Source organism: Perspicuibacillus lycopersici (assembly GCF_025660475.1).
GTDB lineage: Bacteria > Bacillota > Bacilli > Bacillales > Caldibacillaceae > Perspicuibacillus > Perspicuibacillus lycopersici.
Map to the genome: position 1 here is coordinate 29,354 of NZ_JAOUSF010000007.1, position 23,146 is coordinate 52,499.

At 38.0% G+C, this 23,146-nt stretch carries 29 protein-coding genes; all 29 read right to left on the reverse strand.

Annotated features, from left to right (window positions below; translation table 11 throughout):
• Positions 1-23: 23 nt before the first annotated feature.
• On the reverse strand, positions 24-1,316 hold the full coding sequence (gene secY / locus OEV98_RS16895; protein ID WP_263074531.1) for a preprotein translocase subunit SecY: 1,293 nt from the start codon (positions 1,314-1,316) through the stop codon (positions 24-26).
• Entirely contained in the window at positions 1,316-1,756 is a 441-nt protein-coding gene (rplO, locus tag OEV98_RS16900; protein WP_263074532.1) for a 50S ribosomal protein L15, read from the reverse strand. Before rplO ends, secY begins: the two co-directional genes overlap by 1 nt.
• Positions 1,757-1,787: 31 nt before the next feature.
• Positions 1,788-1,970, reverse strand: a complete 183-nt coding sequence (rpmD, locus tag OEV98_RS16905; RefSeq protein WP_263074533.1) for a 50S ribosomal protein L30 — start codon at positions 1,968-1,970, stop codon at positions 1,788-1,790.
• 13 nt (positions 1,971-1,983) lie between these two features.
• The gene (rpsE, locus tag OEV98_RS16910) at positions 1,984-2,484 is read right to left on the reverse strand and encodes a 30S ribosomal protein S5 (RefSeq protein ID WP_263074534.1); all 501 of its coding nucleotides are present in this window, start codon (positions 2,482-2,484) and stop codon (positions 1,984-1,986) included.
• A gap of 23 nt (positions 2,485-2,507) precedes the next feature.
• On the reverse strand, positions 2,508-2,870 hold the full coding sequence (rplR, locus tag OEV98_RS16915; RefSeq protein WP_263074535.1) for a 50S ribosomal protein L18: 363 nt from the start codon (positions 2,868-2,870) through the stop codon (positions 2,508-2,510).
• A gap of 37 nt (positions 2,871-2,907) precedes the next feature.
• On the reverse strand, positions 2,908-3,444 hold the full coding sequence (rplF, locus tag OEV98_RS16920) for a 50S ribosomal protein L6 (RefSeq protein WP_263074536.1): 537 nt from the start codon (positions 3,442-3,444) through the stop codon (positions 2,908-2,910).
• Between the two features lie 30 nt (positions 3,445-3,474).
• Positions 3,475-3,873 carry a 30S ribosomal protein S8 gene (gene rpsH, locus OEV98_RS16925; protein ID WP_263074537.1) on the reverse strand — a complete coding sequence of 133 codons (399 nt, stop codon included), beginning with the start codon at positions 3,871-3,873 and terminating at the stop codon, positions 3,475-3,477.
• A gap of 29 nt (positions 3,874-3,902) precedes the next feature.
• Positions 3,903-4,088, reverse strand: coding sequence for a 30S ribosomal protein S14 (gene rpsN, locus OEV98_RS16930; protein WP_033827276.1), 186 nt, complete (start codon positions 4,086-4,088; stop codon positions 3,903-3,905).
• 24 nt (positions 4,089-4,112) lie between these two features.
• Complete coding sequence (gene rplE / locus OEV98_RS16935; RefSeq protein ID WP_263074538.1) at positions 4,113-4,652, reverse strand: 50S ribosomal protein L5; 540 nt, start codon at positions 4,650-4,652, stop codon at positions 4,113-4,115.
• Positions 4,653-4,680: 28 nt separating this feature from the next.
• Positions 4,681-4,992 carry a 50S ribosomal protein L24 gene (rplX, locus tag OEV98_RS16940; protein WP_263074539.1) on the reverse strand — a complete coding sequence of 104 codons (312 nt, stop codon included), beginning with the start codon at positions 4,990-4,992 and terminating at the stop codon, positions 4,681-4,683.
• Between the two features lie 36 nt (positions 4,993-5,028).
• Positions 5,029-5,397 carry a 50S ribosomal protein L14 gene (gene rplN / locus OEV98_RS16945; RefSeq protein WP_263074540.1) on the reverse strand — a complete coding sequence of 123 codons (369 nt, stop codon included), beginning with the start codon at positions 5,395-5,397 and terminating at the stop codon, positions 5,029-5,031.
• 38 nt (positions 5,398-5,435) lie between these two features.
• Positions 5,436-5,699, reverse strand: coding sequence for a 30S ribosomal protein S17 (gene rpsQ / locus OEV98_RS16950; protein WP_263074541.1), 264 nt, complete (start codon positions 5,697-5,699; stop codon positions 5,436-5,438).
• A 20-nt stretch (positions 5,700-5,719) separates the two neighbouring features.
• Complete coding sequence (gene rpmC / locus OEV98_RS16955; protein WP_263074542.1) at positions 5,720-5,920, reverse strand: 50S ribosomal protein L29; 201 nt, start codon at positions 5,918-5,920, stop codon at positions 5,720-5,722.
• Positions 5,910-6,344: a 50S ribosomal protein L16 gene (gene rplP / locus OEV98_RS16960; RefSeq protein ID WP_263074543.1), complete on the reverse strand. Its 435-nt coding sequence runs from the start codon at positions 6,342-6,344 to the stop codon at positions 5,910-5,912. The genes rpmC and rplP overlap by 11 nt, the downstream gene beginning before the upstream one ends.
• Positions 6,345-6,346: 2 nt before the next feature.
• The gene (gene rpsC / locus OEV98_RS16965) at positions 6,347-7,003 is read right to left on the reverse strand and encodes a 30S ribosomal protein S3 (RefSeq protein ID WP_263074544.1); all 657 of its coding nucleotides are present in this window, start codon (positions 7,001-7,003) and stop codon (positions 6,347-6,349) included.
• Between the two features lie 3 nt (positions 7,004-7,006).
• A complete protein-coding gene (gene rplV / locus OEV98_RS16970; RefSeq protein ID WP_263074545.1) occupies positions 7,007-7,348 on the reverse strand; it encodes a 50S ribosomal protein L22 in 342 nt (113 codons plus the stop codon).
• Between the two features lie 18 nt (positions 7,349-7,366).
• Entirely contained in the window at positions 7,367-7,645 is a 279-nt protein-coding gene (gene rpsS, locus OEV98_RS16975; protein WP_263074546.1) for a 30S ribosomal protein S19, read from the reverse strand.
• 60 nt (positions 7,646-7,705) lie between these two features.
• Positions 7,706-8,536 (reverse strand): 50S ribosomal protein L2, encoded by an 831-nt coding sequence (gene rplB / locus OEV98_RS16980; RefSeq protein WP_263074547.1) that lies wholly within the window; start codon positions 8,534-8,536, stop codon positions 7,706-7,708.
• A 26-nt stretch (positions 8,537-8,562) separates the two neighbouring features.
• The gene (gene rplW / locus OEV98_RS16985; RefSeq protein ID WP_317633829.1) at positions 8,563-8,847 is read right to left on the reverse strand and encodes a 50S ribosomal protein L23; all 285 of its coding nucleotides are present in this window, start codon (positions 8,845-8,847) and stop codon (positions 8,563-8,565) included.
• Positions 8,847-9,470 (reverse strand): 50S ribosomal protein L4, encoded by a 624-nt coding sequence (gene rplD, locus OEV98_RS16990; protein ID WP_263074548.1) that lies wholly within the window; start codon positions 9,468-9,470, stop codon positions 8,847-8,849. Before rplD ends, rplW begins: the two co-directional genes overlap by 1 nt.
• A gap of 26 nt (positions 9,471-9,496) precedes the next feature.
• Positions 9,497-10,126 (reverse strand): 50S ribosomal protein L3, encoded by a 630-nt coding sequence (rplC, locus tag OEV98_RS16995; protein WP_263074549.1) that lies wholly within the window; start codon positions 10,124-10,126, stop codon positions 9,497-9,499.
• Positions 10,127-10,160: 34 nt separating this feature from the next.
• Positions 10,161-10,469 carry a 30S ribosomal protein S10 gene (gene rpsJ / locus OEV98_RS17000; RefSeq protein WP_025729837.1) on the reverse strand — a complete coding sequence of 103 codons (309 nt, stop codon included), beginning with the start codon at positions 10,467-10,469 and terminating at the stop codon, positions 10,161-10,163.
• A 409-nt stretch (positions 10,470-10,878) separates the two neighbouring features.
• Positions 10,879-12,066 carry an elongation factor Tu gene (tuf, locus tag OEV98_RS17005; protein WP_263074550.1) on the reverse strand — a complete coding sequence of 396 codons (1,188 nt, stop codon included), beginning with the start codon at positions 12,064-12,066 and terminating at the stop codon, positions 10,879-10,881.
• 132 nt (positions 12,067-12,198) lie between these two features.
• Positions 12,199-14,277: an elongation factor G gene (gene fusA / locus OEV98_RS17010; RefSeq protein WP_263074551.1), complete on the reverse strand. Its 2,079-nt coding sequence runs from the start codon at positions 14,275-14,277 to the stop codon at positions 12,199-12,201.
• An 81-nt stretch (positions 14,278-14,358) separates the two neighbouring features.
• A complete protein-coding gene (rpsG, locus tag OEV98_RS17015) occupies positions 14,359-14,829 on the reverse strand; it encodes a 30S ribosomal protein S7 (RefSeq protein WP_263074552.1) in 471 nt (156 codons plus the stop codon).
• 48 nt (positions 14,830-14,877) lie between these two features.
• Positions 14,878-15,297, reverse strand: a complete 420-nt coding sequence (gene rpsL, locus OEV98_RS17020) for a 30S ribosomal protein S12 (RefSeq protein WP_263074553.1) — start codon at positions 15,295-15,297, stop codon at positions 14,878-14,880.
• Positions 15,298-15,400: 103 nt separating this feature from the next.
• The gene (locus tag OEV98_RS17025) at positions 15,401-15,649 is read right to left on the reverse strand and encodes a 50S ribosomal protein L7ae-like protein (RefSeq protein WP_263074554.1); all 249 of its coding nucleotides are present in this window, start codon (positions 15,647-15,649) and stop codon (positions 15,401-15,403) included.
• A gap of 138 nt (positions 15,650-15,787) precedes the next feature.
• Complete coding sequence (gene rpoC / locus OEV98_RS17030; RefSeq protein WP_263074555.1) at positions 15,788-19,384, reverse strand: DNA-directed RNA polymerase subunit beta'; 3,597 nt, start codon at positions 19,382-19,384, stop codon at positions 15,788-15,790.
• A gap of 116 nt (positions 19,385-19,500) precedes the next feature.
• Positions 19,501-23,058 (reverse strand): DNA-directed RNA polymerase subunit beta, encoded by a 3,558-nt coding sequence (gene rpoB / locus OEV98_RS17035; RefSeq protein WP_263074556.1) that lies wholly within the window; start codon positions 23,056-23,058, stop codon positions 19,501-19,503.
• Between the last annotated feature and the right edge of the window lie 88 nt (positions 23,059-23,146).

Below are 23,146 nucleotides of genomic sequence, written 5' to 3' on the forward strand. Positions count from 1 at the left end.
AGGAATGTTCCTAAAACCGCAGTCTATTTAATAAAACCTTTATAGTGACGTTTAACAAGTTGTGATTCCAATTGTTTCATCGTATCAAGTGCGACACCAACGACGATTAACAAACTCGTACCACCAATTTTTACAGATGCCGGTAAGTCCGCAAGATTTGTGAATAATACCGGAAGGATTGCCACCACAGATAGGAATATCGCTCCAACAAATGTTAAACGATATAAGACTCCTGTAAAATAATCTTGTGTTTGTTTACCTGGTCTACGCCCAGGAACAAATCCGCCTTGTTTCTTTAAGTTATCTGCCATTTTTTCAGGATTAACTTGAATAAAGGCATAAAAATAAGTGAAGGCAACAATTAATAATACATAAAGAGCCATACCAAATGGGTGGGAGTAATCGAACCACTCTATGATCCATCTTGTTACGGCATTATCACCGAAAAACGATGCAATAGTAGGTGGTGTGATTATGAAGGATACGGCAAAGATAATTGGAATAACTCCAGCTGCATTTACTTTTAAAGGTATATGTGAAGAGTTATTATCTAATGGACTACGACCAGCTACACGCTTTGTATATTGTACTGGAATCTTACGAATTGCCTGTTGAATGAAAATTACTCCAACAATAATTGCTAGAATCAACAGAACTAAAAGAACCATTAGTAATATACGAATAAAGAGCTGATCTCCCGCATTTTCAAACTGCTGTGCATATAGTTGGTTAACCATTGTTGGGAAACCAGCAACAATACCAGCAAAGATGATAATCGAAATTCCATTACCCACACCTTTAGCTGTAATTAACTCACCTAACCATAATAAAAAGGCAGTTCCAGTAGTTAATACTAATGCAATTAGTAAATAATCCCCTACGGAACTATCAGGAATTAACAAGCCACCATAAGTAGCATTAAATCCATAAGACATTGCTAAAGCTTGAATGAAGCCTAAAATAACCGTTGCATAACGAGTGATTTGAGCAATTTTTCTTCTACCCATTTCACCCTGTTTAGACCATTCCGTGAACTTCGGAACAACATCCATTTGCAAAAGCTGCATGATAATAGATGCGGTGATATAAGGCATAATCCCCATTGCTAAAATAGAGAAGTTTTGTAATGCCCCACCACCGAAAATATTTAGCACACCAAATGCACTTAACTCACTTTCGAATTTTAACACATCAGCGTCTACACCTGGAACAGGAATAAACGTACCGATACGGAAAATTACGAGCATGATTAATGTAAACAAAATTTTATTTCTAATATCTGGAACACGCATAAAATTGGAGAATGTCTGGAACATTAGATCACCTCAGTTTGACCGCCTGCAGCTTCAATTGCCTCTTTCGCAGCAGAGGAGAATTTGTGTGCTTTAACTGTAAGTTTTTTCTCGATAGTCCCTTTTGCTAATATTTTGATACCAGCTTTTTGTTTGCTAACAACGCCTGTTTCAATTAATAATTCTGGAGTTACTTCCGTGCCATCTTCAAATCTGTTTAATGTATCAAGATTAACAACGGCATACTCTTTACGATTAATGTTTGTGAAACCACGTTTAGGTAAACGTTGGAATAAAGGAGTTTGACCCCCTTCAAATCCTGGACGAACACCTCCACCAGAACGAGCACCTTGACCTTTTTGACCACGACCACTTGTTTTACCATGACCAGTAGCTGTACCACGGCCAACACGTTTACGTTCTCTACGAGCACCTTCATTTATTTGCAATTCATGAAGTTTCATTACTTGCACCTCCTTTGAAGAAGTTAGCTTCTTATTGTTCTTTCACCGATACTAAATGTGAAACTTTGTTAACCATACCACGAATGGCTGGGTTGTCTTCTTTCACAACTGTTTGTTGTACTTTTTTCAAGCCTAATGCTTGAACGGTATCTCTTTGATCTTTCGTACGACCAATTAGACTGCGAGTGAGGGTAATTTCTAATTTGTTTGCCATTGATTTTCCCTCCTTATCCTAACAGTTCTTCGACTGATTTATTACGTAATTTTGCAACATCCTCAGCACGTTTTAGTTGTTTAATTCCGTCCATAGTAGCACGAACCATGTTGATTGGAGTATTAGATCCTAAAGATTTCGATAGGATATCACCAATACCAGCAAGTTCTAATACGGCACGAACTGGACCACCAGCGATAACTCCAGTACCTTCACGAGCTGGTTTTAATAGGATATTACCAGCACTGAAGTGTCCGATTACTTCGTGAGGTATTGTAGATCCTACACGTGGAACCTCGATTAAGTTTTTCTTAGCATCTTCAACTGCTTTACGAATTGCATCTGGAACTTCTTGTGCTTTACCAGTACCGAAACCTACATGACCGTTTTTATCGCCAACTACAACAAGTGCAGTAAAACGGAAACGACGACCACCTTTTACAACTTTCGCTACACGGTTTACGGTAACTACACGTTCTTCAAGTTCAAGTTTACTTGGGTCAATACGACGCATAAATGTTTTCCCTCCTTTATCTCTTAGAATTCAAGTCCATTTTCACGAGCTGCATCAGCAAGTGCTTGAACGCGTCCATGATATAAGTATCCACTTCTATCAAATACTACAGATTTGTAACCTTTTTCTACTGCACGTTTTGCAATAAGTTCACCGACTTTAATAGCGGCTTCTGTGTTGCTTGTGCCTTCAAGGTTGATTTCTTTATCTAATGTAGATGCACTTGCTAAAGTAATCCCTTTAGAGTCATCAACTAATTGAGCATAAATATGCTTGTTAGAACGGAAGATGTTTAATCTTGGACGTTCAGGAGTACCGGATATTTTTGCACGAATACGAGCATGTCTTTTTAAACGAACAGCATTTTTATCTGGCTTTGTAATCATTATTTGTCACTCCTTTCTAAAGCGTTAAGCGGCGGTATTATTTACCAGTTTTACCTTCTTTACGGCGTACAAATTCGCCTTGGTAACGGATCCCTTTACCTTTGTAAGGTTCTGGTGGACGTACTGCGCGAATGTTAGCAGCTAAAGCTCCAACTTTCTCTTTTGAGTTACCTTTAACTACTACTTTAGTATTGGAAGGAACTTCGATTTCTAAATCATTTTCAGGTGTGAATTCTACTGGGTGAGAATATCCAACGCTAAGAACAAGTTTGTTACCTTGTTTTTGTGCACGGTATCCAACACCAACTAATTCTAGAGTTTTTTCAAACCCTTTGGATACACCCTCCACCATATTAGCTAGCAACGCACGAGTTGTACCATGATATGTTCTATGTTCTTTAGAATCAGATGGACGAGTTACTGTTAAAACATTCTCTTCAACAGTAATTGTCATATCTTGATTAAATGAACGAGTAAGTTCTCCTTTTGGTCCTTTTACAGTTACAGTATTTCCTTCAACTGTAACTGTAACTCCAGCTGGAATTTCAATAGGTTTTTTACCTATACGAGACATTCTATTGCACCTCCATTCATATCTATAATATTACCAAACATAAGCTAGGACTTCTCCACCGACTTGTTGAGCACGAGCTTCTTTGTCAGTAAGTAGACCTTGTGAAGTTGAAACAATCGCAATACCTAAACCGTTAAGCACTTTAGGTACTTCGTTAGCTTTTGCATAAACACGTAAACCAGGTTTACTGATTCTTTTTAGTCCAGTGATTACACGTTCGTTGTTTGGACCATATTTCAAGAATACACGGATAACACCTTGTTTGTTGTCATCAAGAAATTCAACATCACGGATATATCCTTCACGTTTTAAAATTTCAACGATCTCTTTTTTAATTTTAGATGCTGAAACTTCTAAGCTTTCGTGACGGACCATATTCGCATTACGAATGCGAGTTAATAAATCTGCAATTGGATCTGTCATTACCATATATATTACCTCCTTCCCATGTTGGGGTTTTACCAGCTTGCTTTTTTAACACCAGGAATTTGTCCTTTGTACGCTAATTCACGGAAACAAATACGGCAAAGTTTAAATTTACGATATACAGAATGAGGACGACCACAACGTTCACAACGTGTATATTCTTGGACTTTAAATTTTGGTTGGCGTTTTTGTTTCGCGATCATTGATTTTTTAGCCACGATTTCGCCTCCTTTATTAATTGATTACTTTTGAAACGGCATACCAAATTGAGTTAATAACTCACGAGATTCTTCATCAGTATTTGCAGTTGTAACAATTACGATGTCCATACCGCGTACTTTAGTTACTTTATCATAATCAATTTCAGGGAAAATCAATTGTTCTTTAATACCTAATGTGTAGTTACCTCTTCCGTCAAAAGCATTTTTAGAAATACCACGGAAGTCACGTACACGAGGTAAAGAAACAGAAACAAGTTTATCTAGGAATTCATACATACGTTCACCACGTAAAGTTACTTTTGCACCGATTGGCATACCTTCACGTAAACGGAAACCTGCGATTGATTTCTTAGCTCTTGTTACAACAGGTTTTTGACCTGTGATTAAAGTTAGTTCTTCAACAGCACTATCTAAAGCTTTAGAATTTTGTACTGCGTCACCAACACCCATGTTGATTACGATTTTTTCGATTTTAGGAACTTGCATTATAGATTTATAGTTAAATTTACTCATTAATGATGGAGTAATTTCTTTATCAAATTTTTCTTTTAGGCGGCTCATCTTGTGTACCTCCTTTCTCTTCTACTGATTATTTATCTAAATCCGCGCCAGATTTTTTTGCAATACGAACTTTTTTACCATCTTCAACTTTGTAACCAACACGAGTTGGTTCTCCAGTTTTTGGATCAAGTGGCATAACGTTAGAAACATGAATCGCTGCTTCTCTGCTAATGATGCCACCTTGTGGATTATCTTGAGAAGGTTTCGCGTGTTTTTTAACGATATTTACACCTTCAACAACCACACGATTGTCCTTAGGATACGCAGCTAAAATAACACCTGTTTTGCCTTTATCTTTTCCTGTAATTACTTTAACTTTGTCACCTTTTTTTACATGCATACTTCGCACCTCCTTAAAGGTTAAACGATTGTCATCTTATAATACTTCTGGAGCAAGTGAAACTATTTTCATGAAGTTGTTGTCACGAAGTTCACGAGCTACAGGTCCAAAAATACGTGTTCCACGTGGACTTTTATCGTCACGAATAATAACACAAGCATTTTCATCAAAACGGATGTAAGTTCCATCGTTACGACGTACACCACTCTTCGTACGTACAACAACAGCTTTTACTACATCACCTTTTTTAACAACGCCTCCTGGTGTTGCTTGTTTAACTGCACAAACAATAACATCACCGATATTAGCTGTTTTACGACCAGAACCACCTAGTACTTTGATAGTTAACACTTCACGAGCACCAGAGTTGTCAGCAACTTTTAAACGTGTTTCTTGTTGGATCATCTATAGAACCTCCTTTCGGAATACGATCTAATATTTAATTAGATTATAACAGCTTTTTCAACTACATCTACTAAACGAAAACGTTTTGTAGAAGAAAGTGGACGAGTTTCCATAATACGTACGATATCGCCGACTTTTGCTACATTCATTTCGTCATGAGCTTTAAATTTCTTAGAATACTTAACTCGTTTACCATAAAGAGGATGTTTCTTATAAGTTTCAACTAAAACGGTAATAGTTTTATCCATTTTATCAGAAACAACACGTCCAGTGTAAACTTTGCGTTGGTTGCGTTCGCTCATTACATGGCCCCCTTTCTTCATTAGTTATTAATGCCGATCTCTCTTTCACGAATGACTGTTTTCATACGTGCGATTGATTTACGTACTTCACGAATTCTAGCAGTATTTTCAAGCTGTCCTGTCGCTAATTGGAAACGTAAATTAAATAATTCTTCTTTTAATGATTTTACTTTTTGTTCAATTTCGGCAGTGGTTAAATCACGTACTTCATTAGCCTTCATTTATTTCACCACCAATTTCTTCTCTTTTTACGAATTTACATTTGATTGGTAGTTTATGTGCTGCAAGACGCAATGCTTCACGAGCAACTTCTTCAGACACGCCTGCGATTTCAAACATAATTCTACCTGGTTTTACTACAGCTACCCATCCTTCAGGAGCACCTTTACCAGAACCCATCCGAACTTCTAGAGGTTTTGCTGTGTATGGTTTATGAGGGAAGATTTTAATCCATACTTTCCCACCACGTTTCATATAACGTGTCATAGCAATACGCGCAGCTTCGATTTGACGGTTTGTAATCCAAGAAGCTTCAACAGCTTGTAGACCATATTCACCAAATGCAATTTCCGTACCACCTTTGGCACGACCACGCATATTACCGCGATGTTCACGACGATATTTTACACGTTTTGGCAATAACATAATTAATTTCCTCCTTCCTCGGATTTTTTCTTAGTAGGAAGAACTTCTCCACGGTAGATCCAAACTTTAACACCAAGTTTTCCGTAAGTAGTATCAGCTTCAGCATGTGCATAATCAATGTCAGCACGAAGTGTATGAAGTGGTACAGTACCTTCACTGTATTGTTCAGAACGAGCAATATCAGCTCCACCTAAACGACCAGAAACCATTGTTTTGATTCCTTTAGCACCAGCACGCATTGTTCTTTGGATTGCTTGCTTTTGTGCACGACGGAAAGAAGCACGGTTTTCTAATTGACGAGCAATATTTTCTGCTACTAATTTAGCATTAAGATCTGCTTTTTTAATTTCAACGATGTTGATATGAACTTTTTTACCTGTTAATTCGTTTAAAGATTTACGAAGTGCTTCAACTTCGGAACCACCTTTACCGATAACCATACCAGGTTTAGCTGTATTAATCGTGATGTTTACGCGATTAGCTGCACGTTCAATTTCAATACCGGATACAGCAGCATCTTTTAAACGTTTGGAAATGTATTCACGAACTTTAATATCTTCATGTAAAAGAACTGCATAATCTTTGCCTGCGTACCATTTGGATTCCCAATCACGGATAATACCAACACGCAAACCATTAGGATTTACTTTTTGACCCACTATTTATCCCTCCTTCTTTTCAGATACCACGATTGTAATGTGGCTAGTACGTTTGTTAATTTGTGATGCACGACCTTGTGCGCGCGGACGGAAACGTTTCAAAGTTGGACCTTCATCAACGAATGCTTGAGAAACAACTAGATTGTTTACATCCATTTCATAATTGTGTTCTGCGTTAGCGATAGCAGAATTTAGTACTTTTTCAATGATTGGGGAAGCTGCTCTTGGAGTTAACTTCAAAATAGCGACTGCTTCACCAACTTGCTTTCCTCGAATTAAATCAACGACTAAGCGAGCTTTACGAGGTGCAATACGAACTGTTCTAGCGACAGCTTTTGCTTGCATGGATTTGCCCTCCTCTCATTAACGTCTTGTTTTCTTATCATCAGCAGCATGACCTTTATAGGCACGCGTAGGTGCGAATTCACCAAGTTTATGACCAACCATGTCTTCTGTAACATATACAGGTACATGTTTACGTCCATCATAAACAGCAATTGTATGTCCTATAAATGCTGGGAAAATTGTAGAACGACGAGACCAAGTTTTAATTACTTGTTTTTTTCCATCTTCATTTAATTTTTCTACTTTGCTAATCAAATGATCATCAACGAATGGACCTTTTTTTAAGCTACGACCCATAAGTGAACCTCCCTTCGTGATTGCCCTACGGTTCTAGAGATGAACCGTAGCCCAATCTCATTATTTTTTACGACGACGTACGATAAATTTATCAGACTTGTTATTTTTCTTACGAGTTTTATAACCAAGTGCTGGTTTACCCCAAGGAGTCATTGGAGATTTACGTCCAACTGGTGATTTACCTTCACCACCGCCGTGTGGATGGTCATTAGGGTTCATTACAGAACCACGAACTGTTGGGCGTTTACCTAACCAACGAGAACGACCTGCTTTACCGATTGTAATTAATTCATGTTGTTCGTTACCTACTTGACCTACTGTTGCGCGGCAAGTTCCAAGAATCATACGTGTTTCGCCAGAATTTAAACGAACTAATACGTATTTACCCTCTTTACCTAATACTTGTGCACTTGTACCAGCAGAACGTACTAATTGTCCACCTTTTCCAGGTTTCAATTCGATGTTGTGGATAACTGTACCAACAGGAATGTTAGCTAATGGTAATGCGTTACCTACTTTAATATCTGATTCTGGTCCGGATAGAATATCCATACCAACTTTTAAGCCTTTTGGAGCAATGATGTATCTCTTTTCACCATCATGATAGTGAATTAATGCAATATTTGCAGAGCGGTTTGGATCGTACTCGATTGTAGCAACGCGTCCTGGAATGCCATCTTTATCTCGTTTAAAGTCAATAACACGATATTGACGCTTATGTCCACCGCCTTGATGACGAACTGTTAACTTACCTTGGTTGTTACGGCCAGCCTTTTTATTTAAAGGTTGTAACAATGATTTTTCCGGTTTGTCAGTAGTAATTTCTGCAAAATCGGACACTGTCATGCCGCGACGACCATTAGAGGTAGGTTTATAATGTTTGATCGCCATGTTTTTCCCTCCTCTTCTAAATAATATTATCCTTGAAAGATTTCAATATCTTTACTATCTTGTGTTAACGTTACGATAGCTTTACGGCGTTTGTTAGTGTAGCCAGTATATTTACCCATTCTTTTGAACTTACCTTTGTAGTTCATAATGTTAACGTTAGCTACTTTTACACCGAACACTTCTTCAACTGCTTGTTTAACATGCGTTTTATTAGCTTTTACATCAACTTCAAATGTATATTTTTTTTCATTTAAAATATCCATTGAACGTTCAGTAATTACGGGGCGCTTAATCACATCGCGAGCATCCATTATGCTAGCACCTCCTCTACTTTTTCAACAGCATCTTTAGTCATAATTAATTTATCATGACCTACGATATCTAAAACATTAATCCCTTTAGTATCAATTACTTTTACTCCAGGAATATTTCGAGCGGAAAGGAACACATTTTCATTTGTGTCACTAGTTACGATTAAAGCTTTTGTATCAACTGATAAATTTTTAAGAACTGATACAAACTCTTTTGTTTTTGGAGCTTCAAAAGATAGAGTATCTAACACTAAAATGCTGTTATCTAACACTTTTGTAGATAAAGCGGATTTTAATGCCAAACGACGAACTTTCTTAGGAAGTTTGTAGCTATAACTACGTGGTACTGGTCCAAATACAATACCACCTCCACGCCATTGTGGAGAGCGAATGGAACCTTGACGTGCACGACCAGTTCCTTTTTGACGCCATGGTTTACGTCCACCACCACGAACTTCAGAACGGTTTTTTACCTTAGAAGTACCTTGGCGAGAAGAAGCACGTTGGCTGATTACAGCTTCAGATACTACATGATTATTTGGTTCAATACCAAATACTGTATCATTTAATTCGATTTCTCCCACTTGGGATCCAGTTTGATTATATAACGTTACTTTTGGCATTCCTTTTTTCCTCCTTTCTCAAATAATTAGTTAGCTTTTACCGCACTTTGAATTTTTACTAATGCTTTTTTAGGTCCAGGTACATTACCTTTAATCAATAATAAGTTGCGTTCAGTATCAACTTTAACAACTTCAAGGTTTTGAATGGTAATTTGATCTCCGCCCATACGTCCAGGTAATGCTTTACCTTTGAATACACGGTTTGGAGCAACAGGTCCCATTGAACCAGGACGACGATGATAACGAGAACCGTGAGCCATAGGTCCGCGAGATTGTCCATGACGTTTAATTGCGCCTTGGAATCCTTTACCTTTAGATACACCTGTTACATCGACAACTGATCCTTCTGCAAAAATATCAACTTTTACTTCTTGACCAACTTCGTACTCTTCTACATTAATATCTTTAAATTCACTGATGAAGCGCTTAGGTGCAGTATTCGCTTTGCTAGCATGCCCTTTTTCTGGTTTGTTAGCTAATCTTTCAGGTTTTTCGTCAAAACCTAATTGGATTGCTTCATAACCGTCGTTTTCAACAGTTTTTTTCTGAAGAACTACGTTTGGAGCAGCTTGAACAACAGTAACTGGAATTAAATCACCGTTTTCTAAGAATACTTGCGTCATACCGACTTTTCTTCCTAAGATTCCTTTTGCCATCAGTCACACCTCCTAAAATTCTTAAATATTGTTATTATAATTTGATTTCAATGTCTACACCAGATGGTAAATCTAATCTCATTAATGAATCAACAGTTTGTGGTGTTGGGTTAACGATATCGATTAGACGTTTATGTGTGCGCATTTCAAACTGTTCACGAGAATCCTTATATTTATGAACTGCTCGTAAAATCGTATAGACGCTTTTTTCTGTTGGAAGTGGAATCGGACCACTAACAGAAGCACCAGAACGTTTTGCAGTTTCTACAATTTTTTCTGCAGATTGATCAAGAATTCTATGATCGTATGCTTTTAAACGAATGCGAATCTTTTGTTTTGCCATTATTTTCCCTCCTTTTCGCCTACTTTTTATAGACATTCTCCATGAAAATTTCCTGCACATCCGCCATGGCAAAGCGGCCGGGTGTGTCAGCAACCTTTCACTTCATCGCGTTTTTAGCCAACATTGAATATTATACATGTAAACTGCTTATATTGCAACTTTTTATAAAAAATATATCAACGTTCGACCTTATTCATTATACATTCCAAACGCTACTATTTCAACTCTTTGTCCATTTTTTATACTAGCAATGTTTGCTAAATCATTAACTGTATATTTTCATTTCTGTTATTTTTCTTATATCTAGTTATGATTGTTATTCGAATAATATTAGTTCGTGATATAAACATAAAAATAAGAGTAGATCAATTACGATCTACTCTTACAAAAATAATTATTTACTCAATAATTATTTAACGATTGTAGCTACTACTCCAGCACCTACAGTACGTCCACCTTCACGAATTGAGAATTTAGTACCATCTTCAATTGCGATAGGAGAAATAAGTTCTACGTCCATAGTGATATTATCACCAGGCATTACCATTTCAACACCTTCTGGTAAGTTGATTACACCAGTAACGTCTGTTGTACGGAAGTAGAATTGTGGGCGATAGTTAGAGAAGAATGGAGTATGACGTCCACCTTCTTCTTTAGACAATACATAAACTTCAGCTTTGAATTTTGTATGTGGTGTAATTGTACCTGGTTTAGCAAGTACTTGACCACGTTGGATATCATCACGAGCAACCCCACGAAGAAGAGCACCGATGTTATCTCCAGCTTCAGCTTGATCAAGAAGTTTACGGAACATTTCAACACCTGTTACAGTAGTTGATTTTGGTTCTTCAGTCATACCAACGATTTCTACGATGTCCCCTACTTTAAGGATACCACGTTCTACACGACCTGTAGCAACTGTACCACGACCAGTGATTGAAAATACATCTTCAACTGGCATCATGAAAGGTTTGTCAGTTTCACGTTGTGGAGTTGGGATATATTCGTCAACAGCAGCCATTAATTCATGAATTTTTTCTTCCCATTCTGCTTCACCTTCAAGAGCTTTTAATGCAGAACCTTTGATTACAGGAATGTCATCACCAGGGAAGTCATATTCAGAAAGAAGGTCACGAACTTCCATTTCTACTAATTCTAATAATTCTTCGTCATCAACCATGTCGCATTTATTTAAGAATACAACGATGTAAGGAACACCTACTTGACGAGAAAGAAGAATGTGTTCACGAGTTTGTGGCATTGGGCCATCAGCTGCAGATACAACTAGGATAGCTCCATCCATTTGTGCAGCACCAGTGATCATGTTTTTAACATAGTCAGCATGTCCTGGGCAGTCAACGTGAGCATAGTGACGAGTGTCAGTTTGATATTCAACGTGAGCTGTAGAGATTGTGATTCCACGTTCTCTTTCTTCTGGTGCACCGTCGATTTGATCATATGCACGAGCTTCTGCTCCACCAGTTTTTGCAAGAACTGTTGTAATTGCAGCTGTTAATGTAGTTTTACCATGGTCAACGTGTCCGATTGTACCAATGTTAACGTGTGGTTTTGAACGATCGTATTTTGCTTTTGCCATTAGGAATAATCCTCCTTTAATATAAATATATTTATTAAGTATAAATAGGAGGTTAAGGATTAGAAACTACCAATCCTTAACAACCAAATAACCTACAATAGTAGTTATACAAGATTCATTTATTAAAATCAATTATTCACCACGATTTTTTTTAATAATCGCTTCGGAAACTGATTTAGGTACTTCTTCGTAGTGATCAAAGTGCATGGAGAATACTCCACGTCCTTGCGTACTAGAACGAAGTGCAGTTGCATATCCGAACATCTCGGATAGAGGTACAAACGCACGTACTACTTGTGCATTACCACGAGCTTCCATACCTTCTACACGTCCGCGACGTGCAGTAATTTGACCCATGATATCGCCTAAGTATTCCTCAGGAATAACTACTTCTACTCTCATTACAGGTTCTAATATAACTGGGTTACATTTAGAAGCAGCATTTTTTAATGCTAAAGAAGCAGCAATTTTAAATGCCATTTCACTGGAGTCAACATCATGGTAAGAACCATCATAAAGCTTAGCTTTAATGTCAACTAGTGGATAACCAGCTAACACACCACGTTGTAGAGCGTCTTCTAAACCAGCTTGAACTGCTGGAATATATTCACGTGGAACGACACCACCAACGATAGCATTTTCGAATTCAAAACCTTTACCTTCTTCATTTGGAGAGAATTCAATCCAAACATCACCATATTGACCACGACCACCAGATTGACGAGCAAACTTACCTTGTACTTGCGCACTTGAACGGAAAGTTTCTCTGTAAGCAACCTGAGGCGCACCAACATTAGCTTCAACTTTGAATTCGCGTTTCATACGATCCACGATGATATCTAAGTGAAGCTCACCCATACCAGCAATAATTGTTTGACCAGTTTCAGGGTCAGTGTGTGCACGGAATGTAGGATCCTCTTCTTGAAGTTTTTGTAAAGCTTGAGACATTTTGTCTTGGTCAGCTTTTGATTTAGGTTCAACAGATAATTCGATAACTGGTTCTGGGAATTCCATGGATTCTAAGATTACAAGATCTTTATCATCACATAATGTATCCCCTGTGGTTGTATCTTTTAATCCAACTGCCGCTGCAATATCACCCGCAAAAACTTCAGAAATTTCCGCACGGTGGTTTGCGTGCATTTGCAGAATACGTCCAACACGTTCACGTTTACCCTTAGTAGAGTTTTGAACGTAAGAACCAGAAGTTAATGTACCAGAGTACACACGGAAGAATGTAAGTTTTCCTACGTATGGGTCTGTCATAACTTTAAATGCTAACGCAGCAAATGGTTCGTCATCACTAGAATGTTTAAGAACTTCTTCACCAGTATCTGGACGAGTACCTTTAATAGAAGGTACGTCAAGTGGAGAAGGTAGGTAATCAATTACTGCATCAAGCATTAATTGAACCCCTTTGTTCTTAAATGCAGAACCGCAAAGTACTGGGTAAAATTCTACGTTTACAGTTGCTTTACGAATTGCTGCTTTTAATTCTTCAACAGTGATTTCTTCACCTTCAAGGTATTTCATCATTAATTCTTCGTCTAACTCAGCAACAGCTTCTACTAGTTTTGCGTGATATTCGTCTGCAAGATCCTTATATTCTTCAGGAATTTCACGTACTTCGATTTCAGTACCTAAGTCATTACCGTAGAATGTAGCTTTCATTTCAACTAAATCAATGATTCCTCTGAATTCATCTTCAGCACCTATTGGTAATTGAATTGCATGAGCATTTGCTTGTAAGCGATCATGCAAGGTACCTAATGAATAAATAAAATCAGCACCGATTTTATCCATCTTATTTACGAATACAACACGAGGTACACCATAAGTTGTTGCTTGGCGCCAAACTGTTTCAGTTTGTGGCTCAACACCAGATTGTGCATCAAGTACTGCTACAGCTCCATCAAGTACACGAAGTGATCTCTCAACTTCTACAGTGAAATCTACGTGCCCTGGAGTGTCGATAATATTAACGCGGTGACCATTCCACTGTGCTGTTGTAGCAGCAGATGTAATTGTGATACCACGTTCTTGTTCTTGTTCCATCCAGTCCATTTGGGAAGCACCTTCATGTGTTTCACCAATTTTATGGATTTTACCAGTGTAATAAAGCACACGTTCAGTGGTAGTAGTTTTACCAGCGTCGATATGTGCCATAATCCCAATGTTGCGAGTTTTTTCTAAGGAGAACTCTCTTGGCATCGCTATTTCTCCTTCCTTATTAGAATAGTCTATGTGAATAATAGAGAAACCTGTTTTTTAGTTTTATACGATATATAAATCTTACCAACGATAATGAGCAAATGCTTTGTTAGCTTCTGCCATTTTATGTGTATCTTCACGTTTTTTAACGGAAGCACCAGTGTTGTTTGCTGCATCAAGAATTTCATTAGCTAAACGTTCTTCCATAGTTTTTTCTCCGCGTAAGCGAGAGTAATTTACTAGGTAACGAAGACCTAATGTTGTTCTACGATCTGGACGCACTTCAACTGGTACTTGGTAGTTTGCACCACCAACACGACGAGCGCGTACTTCCAATACAGGCATTACATTTTTCATTGCTTGTTCAAATACTTCCATTGGATCTTTACCAGTGCGTTCTTTGATTAAGTCAAATGATTTGTAAAGAATAGTTTGAGCTTTACCTCTTTTACCATCAACCATAAGTTTGTTGATTAGACGAGTTACTAACTTGGAGTTATAAATAGGATCTGGTAAAACGTCTCTTTTTGCTACAGGACCTTTACGTGGCATGTAAATTCCTCCTTTCAACAGGAATACTAGATGTTTTAGTTTTTACGATTATTTTTTCTCTTTAGGTTTTTTCGTACCGTATTTAGAACGACCTTGTTTACGGTTGTCTACACCAGCAGTATCTAACGCACCACGTACGATGTGATAACGTACCCCTGGTAAGTCTTTTACACGTCCTCCACGGATTAACACAACACTATGTTCTTGTAGGTTGTGGCCAATCCCTGGGATATATGCAGTTACTTCAATCCCGTTTGTTAAACGAACACGAGCATATTTACGTAACGCTGAGTTCGGTTTTTTCGGTGTCATTGTACCAACACGAGTACAAACACCACGTTTTTGAGGGGATGATAAGTTAGTTTGTGCTTTTTTGAAGCTGTTGTAACCTTTGTTAAGAGCTGGAGATTTAGATTTTTCTACAACTGCTTGACGAGGTTTACGTACTAATTGATTAATTGTAGGCATTATTGTTTCCTCCCTTCTCGGTTATTTTGTAAGCCCACATATCCAGGTGGTTCATTTTTTAGCAAAAACAAAGCCTTTGTAGCATACTTCTACAAAAACTGTTTTAATAAACTAAGACAACAGTTGCAGCTCCCACTTCAATTCCGCATGCTTTTCCTAAATCTTTCATAGATTCGACATACGTTATCGGAATGTTTACTTGCTTCGCTGTATCAATAACAGCTTTAACAATCTTCGAATCCGCATCAGATGCAATAAATACTTCTTCTGCTTTTCCAGATTTTAGAGCTTTCACCGATTGTTTCGTTCCAATTTTTTTGTTTTTAGCCTGTTTTACTTTTTCATAAGACATATGAATATCCTCCAAAGTAACAGGATAATGGAGCACCTAAAATATAGTATCATTTTGTGGTTTTAATGTCAATAAATATTCAAACGAATTTTTATAGTTGTCTGGATAACAAATGATTATCCAGACAACTATTTTTTATTAATCTACTGCAACAGGTTCTTCTGTTTCAGCTAATTTCTTCACTTTTGCCTTCCTGTACATTGGCATACCTGTACCTGCCGGAACAAGTTTACCAATAATTACATTTTCCTTGAGGCCAAGAAGTTCATCTTGTTTTCCTTTAATTGCAGCATCTGTTAATACTCTTGTTGTTTCTTGGAATGATGCAGCAGATAGGAACGAATCTGTTTCTAGGGAAGCTTTCGTAATACCTAGCAACACTGGTCGACCAGTTGCAGGTAATTTTCCTGAAAGCAATGCTTCTTCGTTTGCAGCTGTGAATTGGTGAATATCAAGCAATGTTCCCGGTAAGACATTCGTGTCACCGGAATCAATGACTCTAATTTTTCTTAACATTTGTCGAACCATTACTTCGATATGTTTATCGCCAATTTCTACCCCTTGCATACGGTATACTCTTTGTACTTCATGTAATAGGTATTGTTGTACAGATAGAACATCTTTAACTTTCAATAATTCTTTCGGATCTACAGAACCTTCGGTAAGCTCTTGACCACGTTCTACGATATCACCAACTGTAACTTTCAATCTTGCAGTATATGGTGCTGTGTAAGAACGTGTTTCAATGCCGCCAGATATAACAATTTCTTGTTGACGGTCTTTACCTTCGTTAATTGCTGTAATTTCACCAGCGATTTCCGTGATTACTGCTTGACCTTTTGGATTACGCGCTTCAAAAATTTCTTGTACACGTGGAAGACCTTGTGTAATATCGTCTCCAGCAACCCCACCTGTATGGAATGTACGCATCGTTAACTGTGTTCCTGGTTCACCGATGGATTGAGCAGCGATAATACCAACTGCTTCCCCAACTTCAACTTCTTGACCAGTCGCAAGGTTACGACCGTAACATTTTTTACATACGCCGTGGCGTGTATTACATGTAAATGCAGAACGAATCCATACACTTGTGATACCAGCATCAACAATAACGTTTGCTAGATCTTCAGTGATTAAATCGTTAGCTTTTACAATTACTTCTCCGGTTTCCGGATGTTTAATTACTTTTCTTGCATAACGTCCAATTAGTCTTTCATCAAGTGGTTCGATGATTTCTGTACCTTCTGTTATTGCAGATACTAGTATACCTTTATCTGTTCCACAGTCTTCTTCTCGTACAATTACATCTTGCGCAACGTCGACGAGACGTCTCGTTAAGTAACCAGAGTCAGCAGTCTTCAAGGCTGTATCGGCAAGTCCTTTACGAGCACCATGTGTAGAGATGAAGTACTCTAATACAGTTAAACCTTCACGGAAACTAGATTTAATTGGTAACTCAATAATCCGTCCAGCTGGGTTGGCCATCAGACCACGCATGCCTGCTAGCTGTGTAAAGTTAGATGCATTACCACGGGCACCAGAATCACTCATCATGAAGATTGGATTCATATTATCTAGTGATGCCATCAATTTACCTTGGATATCATCTTTCGCAGCGCTCCAGATGGAAATAACGCGATCATAACGTTCATCTTCGGTAATTAACCCTCTTCTGAACTGTTTAAGCACATTATCCACTTTCTTTTGAGCTTCATCTAAAATTTCATTTTTCTTCGGTAATACGATGATATCAGCAATACCAATTGTAATACCTGCTTTAGTAGAATATTTAAAGCCTAGGTCTTTCATGCGATCCAACATTTTAGATGTTTCCGTAATCTTGAACCGTTTAAAGATTTCAGCAATGATATTACCTAAATAGCCTTTTTTGAATGGTGAAATCAATTCTCTAGAAGCAATAACTTCTTTCACATCTTCCGTTGGTGAAATGAAGTATTTTTCTGGAGTTTTATCTTCTAAATTATTCTTCGTTGGCTCGTTAATGTATGGGAAAGATTTAGGTAAAATTTCATTAAAGATTAATTTCCCTACAGTTGTTAAGAGCAATTGCTTGTTTTGTTCTTCTGTAAAGGTCGGGTTTCCTAAGGAACCAGCTTGGACAGCAATTCTTGAATGGAAATGAACATAACCATTTTGATAAGCAAGCAATGCTTCTTCACGGTCCTTAAATACCATACCTTCACCAATTGCGCCTTTACGTTCAAGTGTTAAGTAATAGTTACCTAATACCATATCCTGAGAAGGTGTAACAACTGGTTTACCATCTTTAGGATTAAGAATGTTTTGTGCAGCTAACATTAATAAACGAGCTTCTGCTTGTGCTTCAGCTGATAACGGAACGTGCACAGCCATTTGGTCACCATCAAAGTCAGCGTTATAAGCTGTACATACTAACGGATGCAAACGAATTGCTCGACCTTCTACTAAAGTTGGTTCGAATGCTTGGATCCCTAATCTGTGAAGCGTTGGTGCACGGTTTAATAATACCGGATGCTCCTTAATTACTTCTTCTAATACATCCCAAATTTCAGGGTGAAGACGTTCAATTTTACGTTTCGCAGATTTAATATTGTGTGCAAGACCTTTTGCAACTAATTCCTTCATAACAAACGGTTTGAATAATTCAATTGCCATCTCTTTCGGTAAACCACATTGGTACATTTTTAAGTTTGGACCAACGACGATAACAGAACGACCAGAATAGTCAACACGTTTACCTAGCAAGTTTTGACGGAAACGACCTTGTTTCCCTTTCAACATATGTGATAAGGATTTTAATGGACGGTTTCCTGGCCCGGTAACTGGTCTACCTCTTCTACCATTGTCAATTAATGCATCTACTGCTTCTTGCAGCATTCTCTTTTCATTTTGAACAATAATACTTGGTGCACCAAGATCCAATAAACGTTTTAAACGATTATTACGGTTGATTACACGACGATACAAATCATTCAAATCAGAAGTTGCAAAACGACCACCATCAAGCTGTACCATTGGACGCAATTCTGGCGGGATAACTGGAAGAACATCTAGAATCATCCAAGAAGGTTCATTTCCGGAATTGCGGAAAGCTTCGATAACTTCCAAACGTTTAATCGCACGAGTACGTCTTTGCCCTTGTGCGGTTTTTAATTCCTCTTTTAATGTAACACTTTCTTTATCAAGATCGATGTCTTGCAATAATTTTTTAACTGCTTCAGCACCCATGCCAGCTTGGAATTTATTACCATATTTTTCACGGTATGCACGGTATTCTTTTTCAGATAAAAGCTGTTTCTTTTCTAAAGAAGTGTTTCCTGGTTCGGTAACAACATAAGAAGCAAAATAAATAACTTCTTCTAGAGCTCTTGGTGACATATCTAAAAGAAGACCCATTCTACTTGGAATTCCTTTGAAATACCAAATATGGGTAACAGGGGCAGCTAATTCTATATGTCCCATTCTTTCACGACGAACTTTTTGACGTGTTACTTCTACGCCACATCGGTCACAGACGACACCTTTATATCGAACTCTTTTGTATTTACCGCAATGACATTCCCAATCCTTCGTTGGACCGAAAATACGTTCACAGAATAACCCATCTTTTTCAGGTTTTAATGTACGATAATTAATTGTTTCCGGCTTTTTCACTTCACCATATGACCATGAACGGATTTTATCTGGTGAAGCAAGACCTATTTTCATATACTCAAAATTATTAACATCTAGCAAGGGGCCGACCTCCTATTCGCTCTAGGTATTACACCCAATTTGCCTCTATAGCGTTAAAAAAACTCAATACTTACACCCTTAAAGGAGCTACCTGTATTGAGTTTTTCTATTAATCCTTATTCAACTGCGCCTACTTTTTCCGACTCTTTTGTTCCGTTTTCTGATTGAATAGTTAAAGAATCTGATGAAGGAATATCATCGTCCTCTAAATCTTTCATATCAATTTCTTGATGATTTCCAGAAAGAATTTTCACATCTAAGCCTAAACTTTGTAATTCTTTCATTAATACTTTAAATGATTCTGGTACACCTGGCTCAGGAACATTCTCGCCTTTCACAATAGCTTCGTATGTTTTCACCCGACCAACAACGTCGTCTGATTTAACCGTAAGAATTTCTTGTAAAGTATAAGCTGCACCATATGCTTCAAGTGCCCAAACTTCCATTTCACCGAAACGTTGTCCTCCGAATTGTGCTTTACCACCTAGAGGTTGTTGTGTTACTAATGAATATGGACCAGTTGAACGTGCGTGAAGTTTATCGTCAACCATGTGTGCAAGTTTAATCATATACATGATCCCTACAGATACACGGTTATCGAATGGTTCACCGGTTCTTCCATCATAAAGAATTGTTTTACCATCGCGAGCCATACCAGCTTCTTCTAATGTATTCCATACATCATCTTCACGGGCACCATCGAATACTGGTGTAGCAACATGAATTCCTAATCTTCTAGCTGCCATTCCTAAATGTAGTTCTAATACTTGCCCGATATTCATCCGAGAAGGTACCCCTAGTGGATTTAACATAATATCAATAGGTGTTCCATCTGGTAAATATGGCATGTCTTCTTCTGGTAAGATACGGGAAATAACCCCTTTATTACCATGTCGACCAGCCATTTTATCCCCTTGATGAATTTTACGTTTTTGTACGATATATACACGAACGAGCTGATTTACTCCCGGAGGAAGTTCGTCTCCATCTTCACGATTAAAGACTTTAACATCTAAAATGATACCTTCTCCACCGTGTGGTACACGTAAAGAAGTATCACGGACCTCACGTGCTTTTTCGCCGAAAATGGCATGAAGGAGACGTTCTTCTGCTGTTAGCTCTGTCACACCTTTTGGAGTCACTTTCCCTACAAGCAAATCACCATCTTTAACTTCTGCACCAATACGGATAATTCCGCGTTCGTCAAGATTACGCAATGCATCTTCTCCGACATTAGGAATATCACGCGTGATTTCTTCCGGTCCTAATTTTGTATCTCTAGCTTCTGATTCGTATTCTTCAATATGAACAGAAGTATAAACATCATCTTTGATAAGGCGTTCGCTCATGATAATCGCATCTTCGTAGTTATAACCTTCCCAAGTCATAAATCCGACCATTACATTACGACCAAGAGCAAGTTCCCCTTTATCCATAGAAGGACCATCGGCTAAAATTTCACCTTTTTTCACTCGGTCGCCAACTTTAACAATTGGTCGTTGGTTAAAGGACATACCGTTGTTAGAACGCATGAATTTATGCACTCGATAACGATCTAAATCCCCAGTAACTTCTTTACCATCTACAATTGCAATACGACGAACACGAACTTCTTTACCTTCTACGTTTTCAACAATACCGTCATGCTTACAAATAACTGCCGCACCAGAGTCTTTCGCATTCACATGCTCCATACCTGTTCCAACGATTGGTGCTTCAGGTACAAGCAATGGAACTGCTTGACGTTGCATGTTCGCACCCATTAACGCACGGTTAGAGTCATCATTTTCAAGGAACGGAATACATGCAGTAGCTGCAGAAACTACTTGTTTTGGAGATACATCCATGTAGTCTACGCGGTCAACACTGACTACTAAGTTTTCGCCTCGGAACCTAGCAAATACTTCTTTATCTTGGAAATTACCTTCCTCATCTAAAATCGCATTTGCTTGGGCTACTACATAGTTATCTTCTTCATCTGCTGTCATGTAATCAATATGATTTGTTACACGGCCAGTTTCTGGATCGATTTTACGATATGGTGTTTCGATAAAACCAAAACGGTTCACTTTCGCAAATGTTGATAACGAGTTAATTAAACCGATGTTCGGACCTTCTGGCGTTTCAATTGGACACATTCTTCCATAGTGAGAATAGTGAACGTCACGAACTTCAAATCCTGCACGTTCTCTAGTTAAACCACCAGGTCCCAATGCAGATAAACGTCTTTTATGAGTTAATTCCGCTAACGGATTCGTTTGATCCATAAATTGTGATAACTGTGAGCTACCAAAGAATTCTTTGATTGCAGCAATTACTGGACGGATATTAATCAATTGTTGTGGTGTAATAGTGTTCGTATCTTGAATAGACATTCTTTCTCTTACAACACGTTCCATCCGAGATAAACCAATTCTGAATTGATTTTGTAGTAATTCACCAACAGAACGTAGACGACGATTACCTAAGTGGTCAATATCATCTGTTCTACCTACTTGATGAAGTAAATTAAAGAAATAACTAATGGATGCAATAATATCTGCAGGAGTAATATGTTTAACCTCTTCTGTGATATTTGCATTTCCGATAATGTTGATTTCCTTTTCTGAATCATCAGCAGGTGAATATACTTTAATCGATTGAATTAAGACATCCTCTTCCAATACTCCACCCACTGGATTAAAGGTTTTAAATCCAATCCCTTGTTCCAAGTACGGTAAAATACGGTCAAGTGTACGTCTTTCTAATACAGTACCTTTTTCTGCAATAATTTCACCAGTTTCTGGGTCAGCAAGCGTCTCTGCTAATGTTTGACCGAAAAGACGGTTTGAAATATGCAGCTTTTTGTTAATTTTATAGCGACCTACATTTGCTAGATCATATCTCTTTGGATCAAAGAAACGAGAAACTAGTAAACTTTTCGCATTATCAACCGTCGGAGGTTCTCCTGGTCTTAATCGCTCATATATTTCAATAAGAGCTTTTTCGATGTTATCTGTATTATCTTTTTCAAGAGTGTTTCTTAAGTACTCATTATCACCAATTAAATCAATGATTTCCTGATCAGTGCCAAAACCAAGGGCACGTAAAAGAACAGTAATTGGTAATTTGCGCGTACGATCGATACGAACATAAACTACATCCTTCGCATCTGTTTCATACTCCAACCAAGCACCACGATTCGGAATAACAGTCGCAGAAAAACCACGTCTTCCATTCTTATCGACTTTAGCGTTATAATAAACACTAGGAGAACGAACTAATTGTGATACAATAACCCGTTCAGCGCCATTAATAACAAATGTGCCCGTTTCTGTCATGAGTGGGAAATCACCCATAAATACATCTTGATCTTTTACTTCGCCAGTTTCTTTGTTAACTAGCCGTACCTTTACTCGAAGCGGTGCTGCATATGTAACATCGCGTTCTTTCGATTCATCTACAGAATACTTTGGTTCTCCTAAGCTATAATCAATAAACTCAAGTGACAAGTTCCCTGTAAAATCCTCAATTGGAGAAATATCCTGGAACATTTCTCTTAATCCCTCGTCTAGAAACCACTGATACGAAGAGGTTTGGATTTCTATGAGGTTTGGTAATTCTAATACTTCGCTAATTCGTGCAAAGCTTCTACGTTGGCGGTGTCGTCCGTACTGAACTAGTTGACCTGTCAACTGATTCACCCCTCAAATCAAGCGTTTTGGAAAAGCATAATAAATCATAAGAAGTTAAGATATTTCACTACCCTAACCCCACAAAAAG